A 20,987-nucleotide genomic window follows, 5' to 3' on the forward strand; every position below is an offset into this window, starting at 1 on the left:
CAGGTCGCCTTCGGGTGCGCTCCACGGGCGCCGGAGAGATCTCGGTAGTCTCGGTGGGTCGGGCAGAGACCACCCCGTGAAGGGATTACACGTTCAACATGTGCGGACTCCTTACCTTCATCAGCGCCAACGGGACGGCGGGCCTGTTCAAGGGCCCCATCGGGGAGGCCGTGGAGCACCTGCACCACCGCGGGCCCGACGAGACCGGTGTGGAGCTCATCGACGAGGACGCCGTGCTGGCCCACAAGCGCCTGTCGGTCATCGACGTGGCCAGTTCCCATCAGCCGATGTGGTACGCCGAGGGCCGTTACGTGATGACGTTCAACGGTGAGATCTACAATTACAAGGAGTTGCGCGCGGAGTTGCAGCGCGACTTCGGGGCGGTCTTTCGCACCGACGGCGACGGTGAGGTGATCCTGGCCGGGTACCACCACTGGGGCCCGTCGGTGACCTCGCGGCTGCGGGGGATGTTCGCGTTCGTGATCTGGGACCGCGCCGAGCGGCGCGCCTTCGGTGCCCGCGACCCCTTCGGAATCAAGCCGATGTTCTACCTGCAGACGCCGCAGGGGGTGCTGTTCTCCTCGGAGAAGAAGGCGCTGATGCCGTTCGTGGACCCCCGCGACATCGACGAGGCGAACCTGTCGCACTACCTGACGCTGCAGTACCCGCCGGAGCCGGGCACGATGCACCGGGCGATCAAGCGGATCGGCTCGGGCTACCAGGTCGTGTTCGATCCCGGTCAGCCCCACGAGCAGGCGCAGCCGGTGACCTCGGCGCGCTACTACCGCGCCGACTTCCAGCCCCGCCCGGTCGACGACCCCCGCCGCCTCTACGACGAGATCCTGGAGGTGGTGCGCGAGTCGGTGCGCATCCACATGCGCTCCGACGTGCCGGTGGGCGCGTTCTTGTCCAGCGGCATCGACTCCACCGGCGTGGTGGCCCTGGCCCGGGAGTTCAACCCCGGCATCTTGACCTTCACCATGGGCTTCGACGTGCCCGGCCACTACAACGAGCTCGACGTGGCCCAGGAATCGGCGCGCGACCTGGGCGTCACCTCCATCGGCACCAAGATCGGCGCGCGGGAGATGATGGAGGAGCTGCCCAGGATCGTGTGGCACCTCGACGACCCGGTGGCCGACCCGGCCCTGGTGCCGCTGTACTTCGTGGCCAAGAAGGCCGCCGAATACGTCACGGTCGCCATCGGCGGTGAGGGGGCCGATGAGTTCTTCGGCGGCTACACCATCTACCGCGAGCCGCTGTCGCTGAAAGGCGTGCAGGCCCTGCCGCAGTCGATGCAGTCGGGTCTGCGCGCGGTCTCCAAGGTCATCCCCGAGGGCGTCAAGGGCAAGAGCTTCCTCCAGCGCGGCACCACGCCCCTGGAGGAGCGCTTCAAGGGCAACGCCACGATCTTCGAGGAGGCCGAAAAGCAGCTGCTGATGCGCCGCTACAACCCGGCCGTGCGCTACACCGACGTCACCGGGCCCGTCTACGCCGAATGCCAGGGCCTGGACCCCACCACGCGCATGCAGTACGTCGACATCTACACCTGGCTGCGCGGCGACATCCTCGTCAAGGCCGACCGGATGTCGATGGCGCACTCCCTGGAGGTGCGGGTGCCGTTCCTGGACCCCGAGGTCTTCAAGGTCGCCGCCAAGATCCCCCTCGACGAGAAGGTCCCCTCCAAGATCGCCGGGCAGACCAAGCACGCGCTGCGCATGGCCCTGGCCTCGGTGGTGCCCCCGGCCATCGTCAACCGCGCCAAGATGGGCTTCCCCACCCCCACCCGGGTGTGGCTCAAAGACGAGATGTTCGCCTGGGCCGACCACATCCTGTCCACCTCCGGCGCGGGGGAGTACCTGGACCTGGGCTACGCCCGCAAGCTCCTGCACGAGCACCGCGCCGGCACCGCCGACAACTCCCGCAAGGTCTGGACCGTCCTGGTCTTCTGTACCTGGTTCGCCATCTTCGTCGACAAGACCCTCGACCCCGGCATCCGCCGCGCCGACTCCCAGCTGGCCGCCAAACCCGCCGTCGGGTCGGTGGTCTCCTGATGGGCCGTCATGCGGCTGGCGGCGGCCAGTATGCGTCGACTACCGTGTCCGGTATGCAGAGCAACAGCCAGCGGATCACCGTCACCATGCCGGCCGACCAGGCTGACCAGCTGAAGAGACTCGTCGACGCCGGCGGCGCCGACTCCGTCTCCTCCTACGTCGCCGAGGCCGTCAAGGCCCGCCTCGACCGCGACCAGGGCCTGTCGGACCTCCGCGACCTGTTCGACCGCAAAGGACAAGGCCCCACCCCCGAGCACCTCGCCTGGGCACGCGAGCTGCTCGGCGTCGAAGACGGCGGCAAACACCACCAGGGCGTCCCCTCGTGATCGGTGGCCGCATCCTCGACGCCTCGGCCATCATCGGTTTCGCCGCCAGCCGCCCCTACCCGCAGGCGGTGGTGTGGACCGCGGTGGAACAGGGCATGGTCCTGGCCGTCCCCTCCGGAGCCCTCACCGCCGCCTGGTCGCACGCCCCCCGCCGCGACCGCGACGCCCTCACCGTCCTGCTGGGACTGCCCGTCACGGTGATACTGGACCTCGACCACCGGGCGGCAAAAGACATCGGGCTGCTGCTGTCGCGCACCAAACAGCACGGCAACCTCTCCTCCGGGCACGTCGCCTGGTGCGCCCAGCGCCGCCGCGGCTGGCCCATCGTCACCGGCGAACCCAACCTGCTGCTGGAAATGGACTCCAGCCTCGAAATCGACCGCCTCCCCTAAAGACCGGCCACGAACCTCTCCCGGTCGACCACCACACGCTCCACCACACCCTCGGCCAGCAGGCTCACCCCATCGGAGACCCGCACCGAAAACCGCAACCGGCGCCCCTCCACACCCTCAAGACGCGCCGTGGCCGTCACATGCGCGCCCACGCCCACCGCGGCCACATGCGACAACTCCACCCGCACACCCACCGACGTCGACCCCGGCGGCAGCCGCCCCGCCGTCACCCCCACACACGCCGCCTCCATCAACGCCAGCACCCTGGGCGTACCCAGCACCGGCACATCCCCCGACCCCAGCTGATGGGCCAGATCCCCCTCGGCGACCAGCGCCTCCACACCCGACTCCGCGCCCACGACCAGATCCATCCCCACAGCCTAGGGCGAAGCACCCCCCATGGGCCATTGGGCGGCAACCGGCCACGACGGGTACCGTGCGGCCATGACGCGCACCGCACTCGCCGAGCACCTCCAGGGCACCGGCCGCATCGTCGCCCTCACCGGAGCCGGGATCTCCACCGACTCCGGCATCCCCGACTACCGGGGCCCGCAGGGCGTGTGGACCAAAGACCCCACCGCGGCCCGCTACGTCACCCTGGACGCCTACATGAGCGACCCGCAACTGCGCGCCGAATCCTGGCTGCGCCGCCGCGACCACCCCGCCTGGGCCGCCACCCCCAACGCCGCCCACAAGGCACTGGCCACCCTGGAGAAACGCGGCGACCTCCAGGCCATCGTCACCCAGAACATCGACGGCCTCCACCAGCGCGCCGGCAACGACCCCCAGCGCGTCATCGAAATCCACGGCAGCCTCTTCGGCGTCCAGTGCATGACCTGCGACCAGCGCACCACCATGCGCTCGGCCCTCGACCGCGTCGAAGCCGGCGAACCCGACCCCGCCTGCCTGGCATGCGGCGGCATCCTCAAATCGGCCACCATCTCCTTCGGGCAGAACCTGGAGACCCCCGTCCTGGAGGCCGCCGTGGCCGCCGCGCAAGCCGCCGACCTGCTCATCGCCATCGGCACCTCCCTCACCGTCCACCCCGCCGCCGGCCTGGTCGACCTGGCCCTGCGCCACGGGGCGCGCGTCGTGATCTGCAACGCCGAGGCGACCCCGTACGATGCGGTGGCGCACGCGCTCGTGCGCGAACCCATCGGCGAGGCACTCCCATGGGCGGTCGCGGCGACCGGTGACGACTCCTGAAGGGCGTTAAATGACTTCGGCCGACAACGCGCAGACGGCATCCCCCACCGGCAGGCGCCGCCTCCTGGGCGTCCTGGCCTGGATCGCGGCCTTCGTCGCCTACAGCTTCACACTCGGGCTGCCCACCACCGACCCCGTCCTGGCGTTCCTGTGGTTCTGGGCCCTGACCATCGCCTGGAACAACCACTACCCCCTCAAACGCCACTGGGAGTTCCTGCGCGACTGGCTGCCCATCATCATCCTGCTGGAGATCTACAACATCTCCCGCGGCTTCGCCGACCAAGGCTTCACACCCCACGCCGTCGACCTCATCGCCGCCGACACCGCCATGTTCGCCGGCAACGTCCCCACCGTGTGGCTCCAGGCGCACCTCTACAACCCCGACCACGTCCAATGGTGGGACGTCATGGTCTCGGTGGTGTACTTCTCCCACTTCGTGGCCGCACTCCTGGTGGCGGTCATCCTGTGGCTGCGCAACCGCGTGGAATGGGGACGCTTCATCCGCCGCTGGTTCTTCCTGACCTTCTTCGGGCTGGCCACCTACTTCCTCTACCCCGCCGCCCCGCCCTGGTGGGCGAGCAAATACGGGATGATCGACCCGGTGGCGCGCATCTCCACCCGCGGCTGGGACCTCATCGGCCTCCACGGCGCCGGGAACATGCTCAACAAGGCCCAGATCGGGCTGTCCAACCCCGTGGCCGCCATGCCATCCCTCCACACCGCCTTCGCGCTGCTGGTCGTGGCGTTCTTCTTCCCCAAGGTCCGCAAGTACTGGATCCCGATCCTGTGCCTGTACCCCCTGGCCATGACCTTCACCCTGGTCTACTCCGCCGAACACTGGATCATCGACGTCCTCGTCGGCTGGGTCTACGTCGCCATCACCTTCATCGTGGTCGGCCTGGCCGAGAAGGCATGGGCGGCCTACCGCCGCAAACGCCGCCCCACCACTACCCCTCCCCAGCAGGCCGATCGGCAGGAGGAAGAGGCGCAGGAGCCGGCGGCGCCGAACGCCGGATCAGATCCCGCGCCAGCCTTAGGGCCTCACTGAGCTCACGGCCCCGCGCCCGGGAGGCGATCCCGGGCGCGCCGGCGATGTCGGCGTGCACCGTGGCCAGCCCGAACAACCGCTCCCAGCGGCCCTGCGTGACCCGCACCGACTGGATCCGCCGGTAATCGACCACCAGCTCGGCACGCGTGGCCCACCCCGAACGCACCGCGAACACCGAATCCTCCATGGACACCGCCAGCCGCCGCCACGACAACGGCGCCACCCACCGCGAGCGCGGGTGCGCCGGGTTCCAGGTGATGGCGTCGAGGTCGACGCCGGGCAGGACCGCGGCCACGACCTGGCGGGCCTGCAGGCGGGTGCCCACCGGCAGCAGGGTGCGCCCGGCGAAGCCCTCGATGCCGGAGTCGAGGCCGTAGGCGGCGCTGGCGACGCTGGCGCGGGCCCACCCGAAGCCGCGCCACAGCAGGGGCGCGCGGACTCCGGCGGCGATGACGCGTTTGAGGGGCAGGGTCTGGGCGCGGCGTTCCAGCAGGCCGTGGCCCACGCGCAGCCCGTCGTGGGCGACGCGGGCGGTGAAGCGGTAGTTGACCATGGCCTCTTTGACCGGCTGGAACAAGATCCCGGCCACGGCGGTGACGGTTCCGGCGATGCCGAACAGGGTCAGGTCGGGGTTGATGATGAACAGCCACACCGTGAAGGCCACCGCGATGGGCAGCAGCAGGATGTGGGGGGTCAGCAGTTGCGCGGCGATCAGGCGCGGTGTGGGCACCGAGACCAGTGGGGTGGTCTGCGGGGTGTCGGTGGTTTCGGTGGGTGGGGGAGCGGCGTGGGCCAGGAGCTGGCGGCGCAGGTCGTGGGCGGCGGCCAGGGTCAGGTACGACAGGGGCGCTTCGGTTTTGCCGCCGCCGGCGGTCTCCAGGCGCAGTTCGGCCAGGCCGGTCAGGCGCGCCAGGAGCGGCTGGACGACGTCGACGGCCTGGAGGCGCTCGATGGGGATGGCACGGCGGGAGCGGGTGAGGATCCCGTCGTTGACGCGCAGTTCGCCCTGCGTGATCTGGTAGCCGGTGGTCAGCCAGCCCAGCCACGACCAGGCCAGGCCCAGCAGCCCGAAGGCGGCCACGATGATCGCGCCGCGGGTCAGGCCCAGCTGCGCGAAGCCCTGCCAGGAGATGGCGGCGATGACGAACCAGAAGCTGCGCAGGCCGCGCAGCAGTGGCGACAGCGGATGCAGCCGGCGCATCCCGGTGGGTGTCACAGGCCCTCCGTGCGGGCGCCGGAGACCTCGGCGAGGCGGTCGCGCAGCTCGGTGGCCGCCTGCGGGCTCAGGCCCGGGACGGTGGCGTCGGTGGTGGCCGCGGCGGTGTGCAGGACCAGCGTCGCCAGGCGGTAGACGCGGGAGACGGGGTCGGCGGTGACGTCGAGGTACTGCAGGCGCCCATAGGGGACGATGGACAGCCTGCGGGTCCAGATGCCGTGGCGCACCAGCAGGTGTTCATCGGTCTCGGCGTAGGCCCACACCTTCACCGCGCGCACGATCGCCACCGTCCGCAGGATCAGCAGGGCCAGGGCCAGGGCGGCGATCAGCCACGCGAAGCGCTGACCCCACCACCACACCGCCAGTAGCGCCGCGACGCCCGCCAGGGGCACGCAGACGAGGTAGAGGTTGATCAGCCGGACCCGCGCCAGGCGCGCGTCGACCGGGCGCCACTGGGCGCCGGGGACGTCCCACACATCGGGCTGCACCGGGCCAGCCTATGCCGCGGGCGGGGCGGTGAAGGGCTCGGCGCGCACCGGGAAGTCCCGGGCGGCCAGGAACGACTCCAGGCTGCGGCGGTGGCCCTCGCAGGCCAGCCACGTCTTGACCCGCGACGCGTCGTGGATCTTGGGGTTGCGCCAGCGCAGAGCCCACACCGCCGCCTCACGGCAGCCGCGCGCCGAACAGATCACCGGATTCCTCCTTCACCGCAGGGGGCTCTCGTGTGGACGAAGCCGCAACGCCTAGGCGGGAAGGATATGAAAGACGTCGGGCGGCCACGGGGGAAGCCGCCCGACGTGAGGCTCATGTTACAGGCCTCACCAGGTGGGTTGTCCAGACCCGGGCGCGTAAAAGTTCCCCGGTGGGCGGGTGTCGTTAGGATCGTGGCCGACGGGTGTGTTGGAGGTGCAGGTGACGAGCAATACGACGACGGTGGACTCTTCCACGCCGGCGCAAGACGCGTCGCAGTTGGAGAAGGCCCTGTTCGAGGTCAAGAAGGTCATCGTCGGTCAAGACCGGATGATCGAGCGGATGTTCGTGTCGCTGCTGGCGCGCGGGCACTGCCTGCTCGAAGGCGTCCCCGGGGTCGCCAAGACCCTGGCGGTGGAGACCCTGGCCAGGGTCGTGGGCGGCTCCTTCAGCCGCATCCAGTTCACCCCCGACCTGGTGCCCTCCGACGTGGTGGGAACGCGCATCTACCGGCAGTCCAGTGAGAAGTTCGACGTCGAACTGGGCCCGGTGTTCGTGAACTTCCTGCTGGCCGACGAGATCAACCGGGCACCGGCCAAGGTCCAGTCGGCGCTGCTGGAGGTCATGGCCGAAGGACACGTGTCCATCGGCGGGCAGACCCACATGGTCCCCGACCCGTTCCTGGTCATGGCCACCCAGAACCCCATCGAGCAGGAGGGCGTCTACCCGCTGCCCGAGGCCCAGCGCGACCGGTTCCTCCTCAAGATCATGGTCGGGTACCCCACCGACGCCGAGGAACGCGAGATCGTCTACCGCATGGGCGTCAAGGCCCCCGAACCCGCGCAGGTCTTCACCACCGACGACGTGCTGCGCCTGCAGGCCAAGGCCGACGAGGTCTTCGTCCACAACGCCCTCGTCGACTACGCCGTGCGCCTGGTCATGGCCACCCGCAAACCCGCCGAGTACGGGCTGGGCGGCGCCGCCGGGCTCATCCAGTACGGCGCCAGCCCCCGGGCCTCACTGGGCATCGTGCGCGCCACCAGGGCCCTGGCCGTGCTGCGCGGACGCGACTACGCCCTGCCCCAGGACCTCCAGGACATCGCCCCCGACATCCTGCGCCACCGCCTGGTGCTGTCCTACGACGCGCTCGCCGACGGCGTGCCCGCCGAGGAGATCGTCGACATGGTCCTGGCCGGGGTCCCCGCCCCCACCGTCGCGCCCCGCCAGGACGCCAACGCGCGCCCGGTCACCGCACCCCAGCCACCGCAGGCCCCACCGGCCCCCCAGGGCTGGGTCGGCCCCGGCCGGGCGGGCTGACCGCGATGAGCGGCGCGGGCCTGTCGGCGCTGGGCCGGATGCGCCGCGACGCCGGGGGAGCACACCCCGGCGGGCGCGGCGAGTTCGTGCTGTCGAAACTGCAGCTGCTGATCAACAACAAGCTCGACGGGCTCCTGCACGGCGACTACCTCGGGCTGCTGCCCGGTCCCGGCAGCGAACCCGGCGAGGCCAGGGAGTACCGGCCCGGTGACGACGTGCGGCGCATGGACTGGCCGGTCACCGCCCGCACCACCCACCCGCACGTGCGCACTACCATCGCCGACCGGGAGCTGGAGACGTGGCTGGCGGTGGACATGTCGGCCAGCCTGGACTTCGGGACCGCCCGCTGCCTCAAACGCGACCTGGCGCTGGCGGCGGTGGCGGCCATGGCGCACCTGACGGTGCGCGGCGGCAACCGCATCGGCGCCGTCGTCGGCGCCGGTGAGGCACCGGTGCGGATCCCGGCGATGCCGGGCCGCAAGGGCGCCCAGGTGCTGCTCAAGCGCATCGCCGATGCGCCCAGGCGCCCGGCCCGCACCGACCTGGCCGCCCTCATCGACTCCCTCAACCGCCCGCCGCGCCGCCGCGGGCTGGCCGTGGTGATCTCGGACTTCCTGGCCCCCGAGGGCTGGCAGCGCCCGCTGCGGAAACTCGGGGTGCGCCACGACCTGCTGGCGGTGGAGATCGTCGACCCCCGCGAGCTGGAACTGCCCGACGTGGGCGTACTGGAACTGGTCGATCCCGAGACCGGCGCCGTCCACGAGGTGCAGACCACCGCCTCGCTGCGGCGCCGCTACGCCGAGGCGGCCGCCGAGCAGCGCGCCGGTATCGCCGCCGCCCTGCGCCGCGCCGGAGCCGGGCACCTGCGCCTGTCCACCGACTCCGACTGGCTGCTGGACATCGTTCGCTTCGTCGCCGCCAGGCGGCACGCACGCACCGGAGGCTCCACCCGATGATCCGCCTGCTGCAACCGCTGTGGCTGCTGGCCCTGCTGCCGGTGGCGGCCCTGGCCGGGGCCTACGTCTACGCCCAGCGGCACAAGCGCGCCACGGCCGTGAAGTTCTCCAACCTGGACCTGCTGCGGCAGCTGGCGCCCAAGGGCCTGGGCTGGAAACGGCACGTGGCCGCCAGCGCGATGCTGCTGGCCTTGGCGATCCTGGCGATCGGGATGACGCGACCCTCGGTGGACGTGCGCGAACCCAACGAGCGCGCCACGATCGTGCTGGCCATGGACGTGTCGCTGTCGATGATGGCCGATGACGTGGCGCCCTCGCGGATGGAGGCCGCGCAGGCCGCGGCGAAGAAGTTCGTGACCAGCCTGCCGAAGAACTTCAACGTCGGGCTGGTGTCGTTCGCCAAGACCGCCAACGTGGTGGTGTCGCCGACCAAGGACCGCTCCCAGGTCATCACCGGCATCGACTCCCTGCAGATGGCGGCGGCCACCGCCACCGGTGAGGCCGTCTTCGCCTCCCTGCAGGCCATCGCCGCCGTCCCGCCCGAGGGCGCCCAGGAACTGGCGCCGGCGCGGATCGTGCTGCTGTCGGACGGGTACCGCACCGCCGGGCGGTTCGTGGAGGAGGCCGCCGACGCCGCCAAGGCCGCCAACGTGCCGGTCTCCACGATCGCGTTCGGCACCGACGAGGGCGTGGTGGAGATCGAGGGCCAGTACACCAAGGTCCCCGTCGACCGCAAAGCCCTGGCGCAGCTGGCCGAGGCCACCGAGGGGAAGTTCTACGAGGCGGTCACCGGCGACGAGCTCGCCGACGTGTACGCCGACATGGGTTCGTCCATCGGGTACCGCACGGTGTCGCGGGAGATCGCGCAGTGGTTCATCGGCGCGGGACTGCTGGCGGCGCTGGCGGCGGCGGCGATGAGCCTGGTGTGGACCTCGCGTATTCCGTGACGCCCGCGCGCCGGGTCGGGGGAGGTCTCGATCACCCCCATCGCGTACGATCATCGCCGACCGATCAGGCCCGACCAATTCACGAGGAGCGCCCGCCGTGTCCCGAACCGTTCTCGTCACCGGCGGCAACCGAGGCATCGGCCTGGCCATCGCCCAGGCCTTCGCGAAGCAGGGTGACAAGGTCGCGGTGACGCACCGGGGCAGCGGGGCGCCCGAGGGCCTGTTCGGGGTGGAGTGCGACATCACCGACGGCGCGGCCGTCGACGCCGCCTTCACCACCGTGGAGAAGGAACTGGGCCCGGTGGAGGTGCTGGTGGCCAACGCCGGCATCACCGACGACACGCTGCTGCTGCGGATGAGCGAGGACCAGTTCACCCGTGTCATCGACACCAACCTGACCGGCGCGTGGCGCTGCGCCAAGCGCGCCTCGGCCAAGATGCTGCGCGCCAAGTGGGGCCGCATCATCTTCATCTCCTCGGTGAGCGGCCTCTACGGCAACGCCGGGCAGGTCAACTACGCCGCCAGCAAGGCCGGCCTGGTGGGCATGGCGCGTTCCATCACCCGTGAGCTGGGTACCCGCAACATCACCGCCAACGTCGTCGCGCCCGGTTTCGTCGAGACCGACATGACCGCCGAGCTGACCCAGGCGCAGCGCGACGCCTACGCCAAGTCCATCCCCGCCGGGCGGTTCGCCTCCACCGACGAGGTCGCCTCGGCGGTGCGGTGGCTGGCCGCCGACGACGCCGGGTACATCAGCGGCGCGGTCATCCCCGTCGACGGCGGCCTGGGCATGGGCCACTAGTCCGGCACCGACATACTGACTGCGTAGGCGGGGCCGGATCGGGCGCTGCCGCGGCCGCGCGCCCCGCCGAACAATGAGACCGTACGAAGGGAACACACGTGACCGGGATGCTTGAAGGTAAGCGTCTGCTCGTGACCGGCCTGATCACCGAGCAATCGCTGGCGTTCGGGGTGGCCAAGCTCGCCCAGGAGCACGGTGCCCAGGTGGTCCTCACCGGGTTCGGCCGCATGTCACTGGTCGAGCGGATCGCCAAACGCCTTCCGGCGCCGGCGCCGGTGGTGGAACTGGACGTGACCGACGCCGAGCAGCTGGGCAGCCTCGCCGACCGCGTCAAGGAGCACACCGACGGCCTCGACGGGGTCCTGCACTCCATCGCCTATGCGCCCCCCTCGGCCCTCGGCGGCGGTTTCCTCACCGCCCCCTGGGAGGACGTGGCCACCGCGCTGCACGTGTCGGCCTACTCCTTCAAGTCCCTGGCCATGGCCACGCTGCCGCTGCTGAGCCCCGGCGCCGGGATCGTCGGCATGGACTTCGACGCCACCCAGGCCTGGCCGGTCTACGACTGGATGGGCGTCTCCAAGGCCGCCCTGGAGTCGACCTGCCGGTACCTGGCCCGCGATCTGGGGCCCAAGGGCGTGCGGGTGAACCTGGTCGCCGCCGGTCCGGTGCGCACCATGGCCGCCAAGTCCATCCCCGGCTTCGAGGCGTTCGAAGAGGCCTGGACCTCACGCGCGCCGCTCGGCTGGTCCCTCACCGACTCCGAACCCGTCGCCAAGGCCTGCCTCGCCTTGATGTCGGACTGGTTCCCGGCCACCACCGGCGAGATCGTCCACGTGGATGGCGGGTTTCACGCGGTTGGGGTCTGATGACCTACGACGCTTTGCTCCTGGTCTCCTTCGGGGGACCCGAGGGCCCCGACGATGTGCTCCCGTTCCTGCGGAACGTCACCCGCGGGCGCGGCATCCCCGACGAGCGGCTGTCCGAAGTCGCCGAACACTACTACCACTTCGGTGGCGTGTCCCCGATCAACGCCCAGGTGCGGGCCCTGATCGCGGCACTGCGCGGTGAACTGTCGGCGCACACCATCCACCTGCCGGTCTACTGGGGCAACCGCAACTGGCCGCCGATGCTGGTGGAGGCCCTACAGCGGATGCGCGCCGACGGCATCAAACGCGCCCTGGCGTTCGTGACCAGCGCCTACGGGTCCTACTCCTCGTGCCGCCAGTACCTGGAGGACATCGCCGCCGCACGCGCCGCCGTCGGCGTCGACGCGCCCATCGTGGACAAGATCCGCCACTACTTCGACCACCCCGGGTTCATCACCCCCTTCGTCGAAGGCGTCCAGGCGGCCCTGCCCTCGATGCCGGCCAACACGCGCCTGGTGTTCACCTCCCACTCGATTCCCAACAGCATGAACGACGTGTCGGGACCCTCCGGCGCCCGCTACACCGACCAGCACGCCGAGGTCGCGCGCCTGGTCGCCGAGGCCGCCGCCCCGCACCTGGGCTGGGACCTGGTGTGGCAGTCGCGTTCGGGCCCGCCCGAGGCGCGCTGGCTGGAACCCGACGTCAACGACCACCTCAAGGTCCTGGCCGACCAGGGCGTCGAAGGCGTCATCGTGGTCCCCGTCGGATTCACCTCCGACCACCTGGAGGTCATCTGGGACCTCGACAACGAGGCCGCCAAGACCGCCGAGAACCTCGGCATGGCCTTCTCCCGAGTCGCCACCCCCGGTACGCACCCGGCGTTCGTGTCGATGGTCCGCGAACTGATCACCGAACGCACCCAGGGCGTCCCGGCCCGCCACCTCGGGAAGGTCCCCACCTTCGACAGCACCCCCGAGGGATGCTGCCCGGCGCGCAGGCCACCCATACCGCCGCGCTGACCCGCTCGAACTGAGAAAAACCCCCGCCGCCGGCGGGGGTTCTCTCGTCTCAGCCCACCCGCGCGTTGCAGGCGGCCATCAGCGCCTGACGGCAGGCGGTGGCCAGCGGACGCAGCGCCGCGTCGCGCTCGGCGGCCTCATGGGCGTTGACCGCGCCACCGGGGGCGTCGGTCTCGGCGATGGCCAGCACCCGCTCCAGCACACCGGCGCGGGCGTAGAGACGCCGGGCGCGCTGGTCGTAGCCGGGCGGCAGGTCCATGCCGTGCTCGCTGCGCCGCAACTGCGACAGCGCCACCCCCAGCTCCGGGCGCCAGCGGGCCACATCGAGGGCCACCAGGCGCCCGGTGGCGGTGTGCAGCGCCTCCGACAGCTCCGCCTCGGCCTCCCCGGGGGTCGGCTGGTGACCGGCGGCGATGTCGCCCATGGGATACACGCGCCAGGTCACCGACTCCCACCGGTCACCCGAGCCCGAGACGTGCTCGGTGATCTCGGGGACCAGCCCGCTCGACCCGGCGATGACGGCCTCACCGGTGGTCAGCGCCGCCCCGGTGAACGGGCCCTTCACCGGCAGCCCCCGCGGGTCGCCGGGCACCGGCAGCACCAGCCGGATGTCATCGGGGTGGGTCCGCGCGAACAGCGTCGAGGCCTCACCCAGCGGCACCGGGTGCCACGACCCGGGCAGGTCGGCCACGACATGCTCGATGTCGCCGGCGCCCAGCTCCTCGGTGACGGCGTCGACGACGGCGTCATAGGGGACCAGCCCGGTGCGCCAGGCCCGCAGCCACGGCACCAGCCGCGCCGATGGGCGCACCGTCAATCCAGAGTGGGCGGAGGAGACCATCCCCACACGGTAACCGTTACCGAAGCGGGCGACGACCACCGCCGCGGCCGCCGATGATGAGCCGCCACAGGCGACCGGGCGCCCGCCTCGCTACCCCGGGCGAGCGCGGTCCGGTGGCGGCGGCGGGTCTTCTCGCGGGGTCGGTGAGGGTGTCCGATGGGCGTGGTGGGCCGGTTTGGCCCGGCGTGGGCGCTTCGGTGTGATGGTGGGTCCGGCGGGCGGATACGCGAAGGTGGCCGGGACGTGCCAGGATTTAGGCATGGCCCCCTTCATTTGGCTGATCATCGCGGTACTGCTGGCCGTCGCGGAGATGTTCGCGCTGTCGTTCGTGCTGATCATGCTGGCGGCCGGTGCCCTGGCGGCGGCGGGTGCCGCCGCGCTCGGGGCCGATCCCGTGTTGCAGGTGGCGGTGTTCTCGGTGGTCTCGGCGTTCTCGTTGTTCGTGTTGCGGCCCATCGCGCGGCGGATGATGAACGATCGCAGTGGCCCCGACGCCGACATCGGCCTGGCGGCGCTGGAGGGTTCTCCGGCGCTGGTGCTCGAACGCGTCGACGACCGGCAGGGTGTGGTCAAGATCGGCGGAGAGGAATGGAGCGCGCGGGTCTATGAGGACGGTCAGGTCCTGGAGGCCGGTGAGCGCGTGCACGTCGTGGAGATCAGGGGAGCGACAGCGATGGTGTGGAGGCAGCAGTGAGTGACGCCGGTCAGGTCGTACTTTGGCTTTTCCTCGCGGTGGTCGGTTTGTTCGTGGTGGTGACCATGGCCAAGTCGATCCGGATCGTGCCGCAGCAGCAGGCCTACATCGTGGAGCGGCTGGGCCGTTACCGCAAGACGTTGGGGGCGGGGCTGAACTTCCTGGTCCCGGTCATCGATTCGGTGCGGGCGAAGGTGGACCTGCGTGAGCGGGTGGTGTCGTTCCCGCCGCAGCCGGTGATCACCTCCGACAACCTGGTGGTGTCGATCGACACGGTCTTGTACTACCAGGTGACCAATCCCGCCGATGCCACCTACAACATCGAGAACTACCTGCAGGGTGTGGAGCAGCTGACGGTGACGACGCTGCGCAACGTGGTCGGTTCGCTGGACCTGGAGAAGGCCCTGACGTCCCGGGATGAGATCAACCGGGCGCTGCGGGTGGTGCTGGACGAGGCCACCGGCAAGTGGGGCATCAAGGTGACGCGGGTGGAGATCAAGGCGATCGAGCCGCCGCCCAGTATCCGCGACTCGATGGAGAAGCAGATGCGGGCCGAGCGTGACCGGCGTGCGGCGATCTTGACGGCCGAGGGTGTCAAGCAGTCGCAGATCCTCAACGCCGAGGGTGAGCAGCAGGCGGCGATTTTGCGCGCGCAGGGTTCCCGGCAGGCGCGGGTGCTGGAGGCGGAGGGTCAGGCCAAGGCCATCAAGGAGGTCTTCGACGCGATCCACGCCGCCAACCCCGATGAGAAGCTGCTGGCCTACCAGTACCTGCAGACGCTGCCGCAGATCGCGGCCGGTCCGGCCAACAAGATCTGGATGATCCCGGCCGAGCTGACCCGGGCTCTGGACTCCTTCTCGGGGGCGATGAGCGGTCTGGGTCTGGGCGGGGGCGGCGAGAAGGCCGCGCCGGCCAAGGCCGAGGCGCCGCCGGTGGAGGGTGGCGAGCGCGCGATCGAGGCGCATGCGCTGCCGGTGCCGCAGGAGGCGCCGGAGCCGGTTCCCGCTCCGGTGGAGCGGCGTGCGGAAGGTGACGTCCGATAGTCGCAATGGAACATGTCGAGCCGGTCTCCGATGCCTCGGATGACCGGCTCGGCGATTATCGCGCCTTGACCGATCTGGCGTTGCGGACGCGTTTCGAGCAGCCGCACGGGTTGTTCATCGCCGAGGGTGAGCTGGTGATCCGGCGGGCGTTGCGGGCGGGGTTCCGGATGCGGTCGATGCTGGTGGACGCCAAGCGGGTGGGGCAGGTCGCGGAGCTGGCCGGGGGTGGCGCGCCGGTGTACGCGGGTGCGCCGAAGGTGCTGGAGTCGGTCACGGGTTTCCATGTGCACCGGGGGGTGCTGGCGTCGTTTCACCGGCGGCCGTTGCCGAGTGCGGCGGAGGTGCTGGCGGGGGCGCGGCGGGTGATCATCGTGGAGGACGTCAATAACCACACCAATATCGGTGCGTTGTTCCGGGGTGCGGCGGGGCTGGGGATGGACGGTGTGCTGTTGTCGCCGACGTGTGCCGATCCGCTGTACCGGCGATCGGTGCGGGTGAGCATGGGTGAGGTGTTCGCGGTGCCGTACGCGTTCCTGGAGCCGTGGCCGCAGGGCCTGGGGCTGGTGCGGGAGGCGGGTTTCACGGTGCTGGCGCTGACTCCGGCCGCCGACGCGTTGCCGATGCAGCGGTTGAGTGTGGAGCAGAAGTCGCGGGCGGCGTTGCTGTTCGGCGCGGAGGGCCCGGGGCTGACCGATGCGGCGATGGGCGCCTCCAGTGTGCGGGTGCGGTTGCCGATGACCGGTGGGGTGGATTCGCTGAACGTGGCGGCCGCGGCGGCGGTGGCGTGCTGGGAGCTGACGCGCGAGGACGCGCTTTAGCCCAGGAGGCGCTTGTGGAGGGCGGTGGGGTCGTCGACGAGGTCGCGGGCGGCCAGCCAGGCGGCGGCGGCCACGCCGTCGGTGCCGGTGAGCAGTGGCGCGTCGGGGAAGGCGCGGGTGAGGCGGTCGCGGACGCCGGTGCCGACGGCTGTTCCGGCGGTCAGGAGGCTGCCGGCCAGCACGATGGGGGTGCGTTCGCGGGTGTCGCGCACGGAGATGATGGTGGCGGCCAGGTGGGCGGCGGCCTGCTCCAGTAGCGCGATGGCGACGGGGTCGCCGTCGGTGGCGGCGGTGGTGACCAGGCGGGCGTGGGCGGCCAGGGTCATGTGGGGGCGGCGCATGACGACGTCGATGAGGCGGCGCGAGGTGGGCTCGCCGGGTTCGTTCCAGGTCTCGGCGAGCACGGCTTTGGCCAGTGGCCCGATGGGTGCGTGGCCGTCGATGGCCTCCAGGGTGGCGCGGACGGCGCGTTTGCCGAGCCAGAAGCCGGAGCCGGCGTCGCCCAGGAGCCAGCCGTAGCCGTCGCCGCGGGAGATGAGTTCGTGGCCGGCGACGCCTCCGGCGACCGCGCCGGTGCCGCCGATGGCGATGGTGCCCTCGGGGGAGGAGGTGCCGGCGGCGAAGGCGACGATGAGGTCGGTGCCGCAGGTGACGGGGGTGGTGGTGGGGACGCCGAGGGTGGTGAAGACGGTGTCGAGGGCGGTTTTGCCGGGGCCGTGCTGGAGGGGTTCGCCGCCGGCGAGGCCGATGTGGACGGCGGCGACGCGGGTGGGGTCGATGCCGGTGAGGGTGTGCGCGGCGGCTTGGGCGATGTGGGCCAGGGCGGTGTCGGTGCCGTGGGAGGTGGGGTTGCCTCCGGGGGCGGTGCCGGTGGCCAGGCGCTCGCCGGTGAGGGTGGCGGTGAGGGCGCGGGTGGAGGTGCCGCCGATGTCGAAGCCGAGGACGAGGTCGCTGCGCATCGGGCGATGGTACGCCGGGTGAACGGGTGTGGCCGTCTCGCCGGTGGGAGCTTGGCGGGAGGGGTGAGGTGGGGGGCGGGGTGGGTCAGGTACCTTTCCGTGTCACACCTCTCTGTGCGGATCCCTCCGGTCAGAACGGTCAGAAGGAGTCGGTCGGTGCCCCTCTCATCCTCCAGCCGTGCCACCCGCCGGAGCGTCTTGCGCCGGGCCGCGCTCGGCGCCGCCGTCCTGGGTCCGGCCGCCGGGCTCGTGTCGGCGTGTTCCGATGGCGACGAGCCGGTCGCGGCGGCGCCCAAGGGCGCGCTGGCCAATACCGGTGGTGCGGACAATCCGTTCGGCGTCGATGGTGCCACCGCCTTGGACGTGGTCATCTTCAACGGCGGTTACGGTGATCGTTACGCCGCCGAGGGCCATGAGGTCCTGTACAAGAACAAGTTCCCTTCGGCTCCGGTGGAGCATCTGGCGGTCGTGGAGATCTCCGAGGTGATCAAGCCGTTGCTGGCCGCGGCGCGCCCGCCGGACGTGGTCAACAACTCCGGTGCCCATCAGGTGCCGCCGGAGGAGATGAAGGAGAAGGGGCAGCTGCTGGATCTGACGCTGCTGCTGGACGCTCCTTCGGCCGATGACCCGGCGGTGAAGGTCCGTGACACGTTGCGTCCGGGGATCGTGGCCGACGGGTCTTTCGGCGGCGACAAGATGTACATGCTGTTCTACAGCTACTCGGCCTCGGGGCTGTGGTACGACGCGGCGTTGTTCAACGACCGCAAGTGGCAGGTGCCCAAGACGTGGCCGGAGTTCACCGAGCTTTGCGGGCGGATCCGTTCGCAGGGGATCTCGCCGTTCGTGTTCCAGGGGAAGTACCCGTACTACCTGCTGGAGCCGTTCGTGACGCTGGCGGTGCGCCACGGTGGGCGCCAGGTGGCCAAGGACATGGACTCGCTGTCGGCCAAGGCGTGGACGAACGAGTCGGTGCGGCTGGCGGCCGAGGCGTGGTATCAGCTGGGCCAGTCGGGTTACATCTACAAGGGCGCGGCCACGATGTCGCACACCGAGTCGCAGGACTTCTGGTGCAACGGTGACGCGGCGTTCATTCCGTGCGGGTCGTGGCTGGAGAACGAGCAGCGGGAGAAGACCCCGCCGAAGTTCAAGATGAGCGTGATGGGCCCGCCGGCGCTGGAGGGCAGCAGTGCCCCGGGGATGGTCTTCGCCGGTGGCGACGAGGCCTTCATCGTTCCGGCGCAGGCGCGTAATCCCGCCGGTGGGCTGGAGTACCTGCGGCTGATGCTGTCGAAGGAGGGTTCGCGGCAGTTCAGTTCGCGGGTGGCGTCGCTGACGGCGGTCAAGACCGCCGAGGGCGGCCTGGACTCGCCCGGTGTCCAGTCGACGGCCGAGCTGCTGAAGAAGGCCGGTGACGAGGTGTACTCCTTCAAGTTCGACAAGCTGTACCGGACCTATTCCGATGAGGTCGTGGGCCCGGCGATCTTGAAGCTGATGGTCGGCACGATGCGTCCCTCGGAGTTCACCGCCCACCTGCAGGAGGCCACCGACACCCTGCGCAAGAACGGCGCCAAGGGCTAGACGGCCGCGACTCGCCAGGGCCGGGAGAAGGGGATCGCCCCCTTTTTCCGGCCCTGTTCGCCGTGCCCGTTTTGCGCGACTCGTCCACAAGTGACGTGGCGGCGACCGGCGGGTGAACGCGGGGTGGTGTTGGTAACTCGTATTTTCGTCTTTGACGTCAAGACGCCGGGAACCTTACTGTTCAGCTGGCCCGGCCACAGCGGCCCTGACCTGGGCGTTCATCGCCGAGCAGCGGCTCAGGCCGTGATCGGCGCACCGTGAAGACGTCATGAACCCACCGTTACGAAAGGTCTCGGGAATGAAAAGATTTCCCGCCAGCCCTTGACGATCGGGCCGCGAAGGTAAAAGTTCTTCTCAGCGCACGACGTGGTTCACGTCACCGGGCCGATGCAAAGGAGCGTCACCAGCTATGACCGAGCACCACACCGACGAGGGTCGCGCCCAGGTGGCCGACGACCCCAGCGGCGGAGTGCTGGTCCGCATCCGCACGGCCCACGGCGAACTCACCGGAGCCCTGCGCAAGGTCGCCGAGCAGGTCCTGGCCGACCCCGCCGGCGCCGCCCGCTCCACCATCGTCGAGCTCGCCGAGCGCTCGGGCACCTCCCCGGCCACCATCACCCGCTTCTGCCGCGCCCTGGGCTTCGACGGCTACGCCGGGCTGCGCGTGGCCATCGCCACCGCCTCCGGGCGCGCGGCGGCCTCGGTGGGCTGGTCGGTCGACATCGGCCGCGACATCGACCCCGGCGACTCCCTCGATCTGGTCCTGGGCAACGTCTTGTCGGCGGCGGTGGCCAGCATCCAGGACACCGCGGCCCTGCTGGACGTGGCCGCCGTGGCACGCGCCGCCGAGGCCATCGCCGGAGCCTCCCGCGTCGACGTCTACGGCATCGGCGGCAGCGCCCTGGTGGGCGCCGAGTTCCAGTCGGGCCTGCACCGCATCGGCATCCCGGTGTGGACCTGGCGGGAGGTCCACGACGGCCTCACCAGCGCGGCCCTGCTGTCGGAGGGCGACGTCGCGGTGGCCGTCTCGCATTCGGGGGCCACCGTGGAGACCATCGAGATGCTGGCCGAGGCCTCCAGCCACGGCGCGCTGACGGTGGCCGTCACCAGCTTCCCCGCCGCCCCCATCACCGACGTCGCCGACATCGTGCTGACCACCTGCACCCAGACCCGCAGCTTCCGCGCCGACGTCCTGGCCGCCCGCCACTCCCAGATGCTGGTCCTGGACCTGCTGTACGTGGCCGTGGCGCAACTGAACTTCCCCTGCACCAACACCTTCTTCGCCTCGACCTCGCGCGCGGTGGCCGCCCACCGCACCGACCGCGGCGCCACCGACACCGGTGAACGCCTCATAACCCGAGGCCCCGCGACGGCCGGCGCCTGACCGCTTGTAACGTGCAACAGCCCTAACCGACCCCGCCAGACCCCGACACCGCGAAGGAGCGCAGATGAGCGTCGACGCACACGCCTACGTCCAGGCCCTCAACGAGGTCCTCGCCGACGTCGTGGCCACCCAGGCCCAGGGCGTGACCCAGGCCGCCGGCCTCATCGCCGCCTCGCTGCGCGACAACGGCGTCCTGCAGGTCTTCGGCACCGGACATTCCGAGGCCCTGGCCATGGAACTGGCCGGGCGCGCCGGGGGACTGGTGCCCACCAACCGCATCGCCCTGCGCGACCTGGTCCTCATCGGCGGTGAGGACGCCTCCCTCCTGGAGAGCCCCCTCCTGGAACGCGACCCCGCCTACGCCCGCAAACTCTTCGCCCTCACCGGCGCCCGCCCCGGAGACGTGTTCGTCATCGCCTCCCAGTCGGGCATCAACGGCTCGATCGTGGAATTCGCCCTCGCGGTGGCCGAAGCCGGCCACCCGCTGATCGCGATCACCTCCGCCGACCACAGCTCCCGGGTCCCGGCCCGGCACCCCTCGGGCAAACGACTGCTCGACATCGCCGACGTCGTCCTGGACAACAGGGCACCGTACGGCGACGCGCTCCTGCCCCTGCCCACAGGCGGTGCGGTCTGCGCGGCCTCTTCCATCAGCGCCGCCCTACTGGCGCAGATGATCGTCGCCGAAGTAGTTCGGCGGCAGCTCGACGGCGGAGAGGTGCCACCCGTGTACCTCTCGGCCAACATCCCCGAAGGGGACGCACACAACAACACCATCGAGTCGCGGTACGCCGGACGCATCCGCCGCACCGCCTGACCCGAACCCCCAGGAGA

General features: G+C 70.7%; 23 protein-coding genes. 17 read left to right on the top strand and 6 right to left on the bottom strand.

All coding sequences use genetic code 11. The annotated features are described in order from the left end of the window. Positions 1-98 precede the first annotated feature (98 nt). The 3 genes from asnB to QSK10_RS17515 are packed head-to-tail and all read left to right on the top strand — an operon-like array spanning position 99 to position 2,769. Complete coding sequence (gene asnB / locus QSK10_RS17505; RefSeq protein ID WP_285663903.1) at positions 99-2,051, top strand: asparagine synthase (glutamine-hydrolyzing); 1,953 nt, start codon at positions 99-101, stop codon at positions 2,049-2,051. A gap of 53 nt (positions 2,052-2,104) precedes the next feature. Next, the gene (locus QSK10_RS17510; RefSeq protein ID WP_285663904.1) at positions 2,105-2,377 is read left to right on the top strand and encodes a ribbon-helix-helix domain-containing protein; all 273 of its coding nucleotides are present in this window, start codon (positions 2,105-2,107) and stop codon (positions 2,375-2,377) included. Then, complete coding sequence (locus tag QSK10_RS17515) at positions 2,374-2,769, top strand: hypothetical protein (protein ID WP_285663905.1); 396 nt, start codon at positions 2,374-2,376, stop codon at positions 2,767-2,769. The genes QSK10_RS17510 and QSK10_RS17515 overlap by 4 nt, the downstream gene beginning before the upstream one ends. On the opposite strand, the gene QSK10_RS17520 is transcribed toward QSK10_RS17515, so the two are convergent. After that, positions 2,766-3,140, bottom strand: coding sequence for a thioesterase family protein (locus QSK10_RS17520; RefSeq protein ID WP_285663906.1), 375 nt, complete (start codon positions 3,138-3,140; stop codon positions 2,766-2,768). The two genes, QSK10_RS17515 and QSK10_RS17520, sit on opposite strands and share 4 nt — an antisense overlap. Before the next feature lie 73 nt (positions 3,141-3,213). Here QSK10_RS17520 and QSK10_RS17525 point away from each other — a divergent pair, with 73 nt between their 5' ends. Continuing rightward, positions 3,214-3,975 carry an SIR2 family NAD-dependent protein deacylase gene (locus QSK10_RS17525; protein ID WP_285663907.1) on the top strand — a complete coding sequence of 254 codons (762 nt, stop codon included), beginning with the start codon at positions 3,214-3,216 and terminating at the stop codon, positions 3,973-3,975. Positions 3,976-3,985: 10 nt separating this feature from the next. Next, the gene (locus tag QSK10_RS17530; RefSeq protein WP_285663908.1) at positions 3,986-5,023 is read left to right on the top strand and encodes a phosphatase PAP2 family protein; all 1,038 of its coding nucleotides are present in this window, start codon (positions 3,986-3,988) and stop codon (positions 5,021-5,023) included. On the opposite strand, the gene QSK10_RS17535 is transcribed toward QSK10_RS17530, so the two are convergent. The 3 genes from QSK10_RS17535 to QSK10_RS17545 are packed head-to-tail and all read right to left on the bottom strand — an operon-like array spanning position 4,923 to position 6,931. Further along, entirely contained in the window at positions 4,923-6,239 is a 1,317-nt protein-coding gene (locus QSK10_RS17535) for a PH domain-containing protein (protein WP_285663909.1), read from the bottom strand. The genes QSK10_RS17530 and QSK10_RS17535 overlap by 101 nt on opposite strands. Beyond that, the gene (locus QSK10_RS17540) at positions 6,236-6,727 is read right to left on the bottom strand and encodes a PH domain-containing protein (RefSeq protein ID WP_285663910.1); all 492 of its coding nucleotides are present in this window, start codon (positions 6,725-6,727) and stop codon (positions 6,236-6,238) included. The genes QSK10_RS17535 and QSK10_RS17540 overlap by 4 nt, the downstream gene beginning before the upstream one ends. 9 nt (positions 6,728-6,736) lie before the next feature. Further along, entirely contained in the window at positions 6,737-6,931 is a 195-nt protein-coding gene (locus QSK10_RS17545; protein WP_285663911.1) for an acetone carboxylase, read from the bottom strand. A 214-nt stretch (positions 6,932-7,145) separates the two neighbouring features. Between QSK10_RS17545 and QSK10_RS17550 the strand changes: the two genes are divergently transcribed. The 6 genes from QSK10_RS17550 to QSK10_RS17575 all read left to right on the top strand — a co-directional run bounded on the left by QSK10_RS17550 (position 7,146) and on the right by QSK10_RS17575 (position 12,836). After that, positions 7,146-8,246, top strand: coding sequence for an AAA family ATPase (locus tag QSK10_RS17550; RefSeq protein ID WP_432705343.1), 1,101 nt, complete (start codon positions 7,146-7,148; stop codon positions 8,244-8,246). Between the two features lie 38 nt (positions 8,247-8,284). Beyond that, positions 8,285-9,202, top strand: coding sequence for a DUF58 domain-containing protein (locus tag QSK10_RS17555; RefSeq protein WP_285664468.1), 918 nt, complete (start codon positions 8,285-8,287; stop codon positions 9,200-9,202). Continuing rightward, on the top strand, positions 9,199-10,149 hold the full coding sequence (locus QSK10_RS17560) for a VWA domain-containing protein (RefSeq protein ID WP_285663913.1): 951 nt from the start codon (positions 9,199-9,201) through the stop codon (positions 10,147-10,149). The genes QSK10_RS17555 and QSK10_RS17560 overlap by 4 nt, the downstream gene beginning before the upstream one ends. 97 nt (positions 10,150-10,246) lie before the next feature. Next, positions 10,247-10,951, top strand: coding sequence for a 3-oxoacyl-ACP reductase FabG (fabG, locus tag QSK10_RS17565; protein WP_285663914.1), 705 nt, complete (start codon positions 10,247-10,249; stop codon positions 10,949-10,951). Positions 10,952-11,049: 98 nt separating this feature from the next. Further along, positions 11,050-11,817, top strand: coding sequence for an enoyl-ACP reductase FabI (fabI, locus tag QSK10_RS17570; RefSeq protein WP_285663915.1), 768 nt, complete (start codon positions 11,050-11,052; stop codon positions 11,815-11,817). Next, entirely contained in the window at positions 11,817-12,836 is a 1,020-nt protein-coding gene (locus QSK10_RS17575; protein WP_285663916.1) for a ferrochelatase, read from the top strand. Before fabI ends, QSK10_RS17575 begins: the two co-directional genes overlap by 1 nt. 49 nt (positions 12,837-12,885) lie before the next feature. Here the strand turns inward: QSK10_RS17575 and QSK10_RS17580 are convergent, their stop codons facing one another. Continuing rightward, the gene (locus QSK10_RS17580; protein WP_285663917.1) at positions 12,886-13,677 is read right to left on the bottom strand and encodes an Rv1486c family protein; all 792 of its coding nucleotides are present in this window, start codon (positions 13,675-13,677) and stop codon (positions 12,886-12,888) included. Positions 13,678-13,936: 259 nt separating this feature from the next. Here QSK10_RS17580 and QSK10_RS17585 point away from each other — a divergent pair, with 259 nt between their 5' ends. From QSK10_RS17585 to QSK10_RS17595, 3 genes are all read left to right on the top strand, one after another. Then, positions 13,937-14,371 (top strand): NfeD family protein, encoded by a 435-nt coding sequence (locus QSK10_RS17585; RefSeq protein WP_285663918.1) that lies wholly within the window; start codon positions 13,937-13,939, stop codon positions 14,369-14,371. 65 nt (positions 14,372-14,436) lie between these two features. Further along, positions 14,437-15,414, top strand: a complete 978-nt coding sequence (locus QSK10_RS17590; protein ID WP_349497698.1) for an SPFH domain-containing protein — start codon at positions 14,437-14,439, stop codon at positions 15,412-15,414. A 5-nt stretch (positions 15,415-15,419) separates the two neighbouring features. Then, complete coding sequence (locus tag QSK10_RS17595) at positions 15,420-16,232, top strand: TrmH family RNA methyltransferase (protein WP_285663919.1); 813 nt, start codon at positions 15,420-15,422, stop codon at positions 16,230-16,232. On the opposite strand, the gene QSK10_RS17600 is transcribed toward QSK10_RS17595, so the two are convergent. Continuing rightward, complete coding sequence (locus QSK10_RS17600) at positions 16,229-17,191, bottom strand: N-acetylglucosamine kinase (protein ID WP_285663920.1); 963 nt, start codon at positions 17,189-17,191, stop codon at positions 16,229-16,231. The genes QSK10_RS17595 and QSK10_RS17600 overlap by 4 nt on opposite strands. Positions 17,192-17,347: 156 nt before the next feature. Between QSK10_RS17600 and ngcE the strand changes: the two genes are divergently transcribed. From ngcE to QSK10_RS17615, 3 genes are all read left to right on the top strand, one after another. Continuing rightward, positions 17,348-18,769, top strand: a complete 1,422-nt coding sequence (gene ngcE / locus QSK10_RS17605) for an N-acetylglucosamine/diacetylchitobiose ABC transporter substrate-binding protein (RefSeq protein WP_285663921.1) — start codon at positions 17,348-17,350, stop codon at positions 18,767-18,769. Positions 18,770-19,178: 409 nt separating this feature from the next. Further along, a complete protein-coding gene (locus QSK10_RS17610; RefSeq protein WP_285663922.1) occupies positions 19,179-20,153 on the top strand; it encodes a MurR/RpiR family transcriptional regulator in 975 nt (324 codons plus the stop codon). 64 nt (positions 20,154-20,217) lie between these two features. Next, entirely contained in the window at positions 20,218-20,970 is a 753-nt protein-coding gene (locus QSK10_RS17615) for a sugar isomerase domain-containing protein (RefSeq protein WP_285663923.1), read from the top strand. Positions 20,971-20,987 lie beyond the last annotated feature (17 nt).

This window comes from Actinorhabdospora filicis (assembly GCF_030269765.1).
GTDB classification, from domain to species: Bacteria; Actinomycetota; Actinomycetes; order Mycobacteriales; family Micromonosporaceae; genus Actinorhabdospora; species Actinorhabdospora filicis.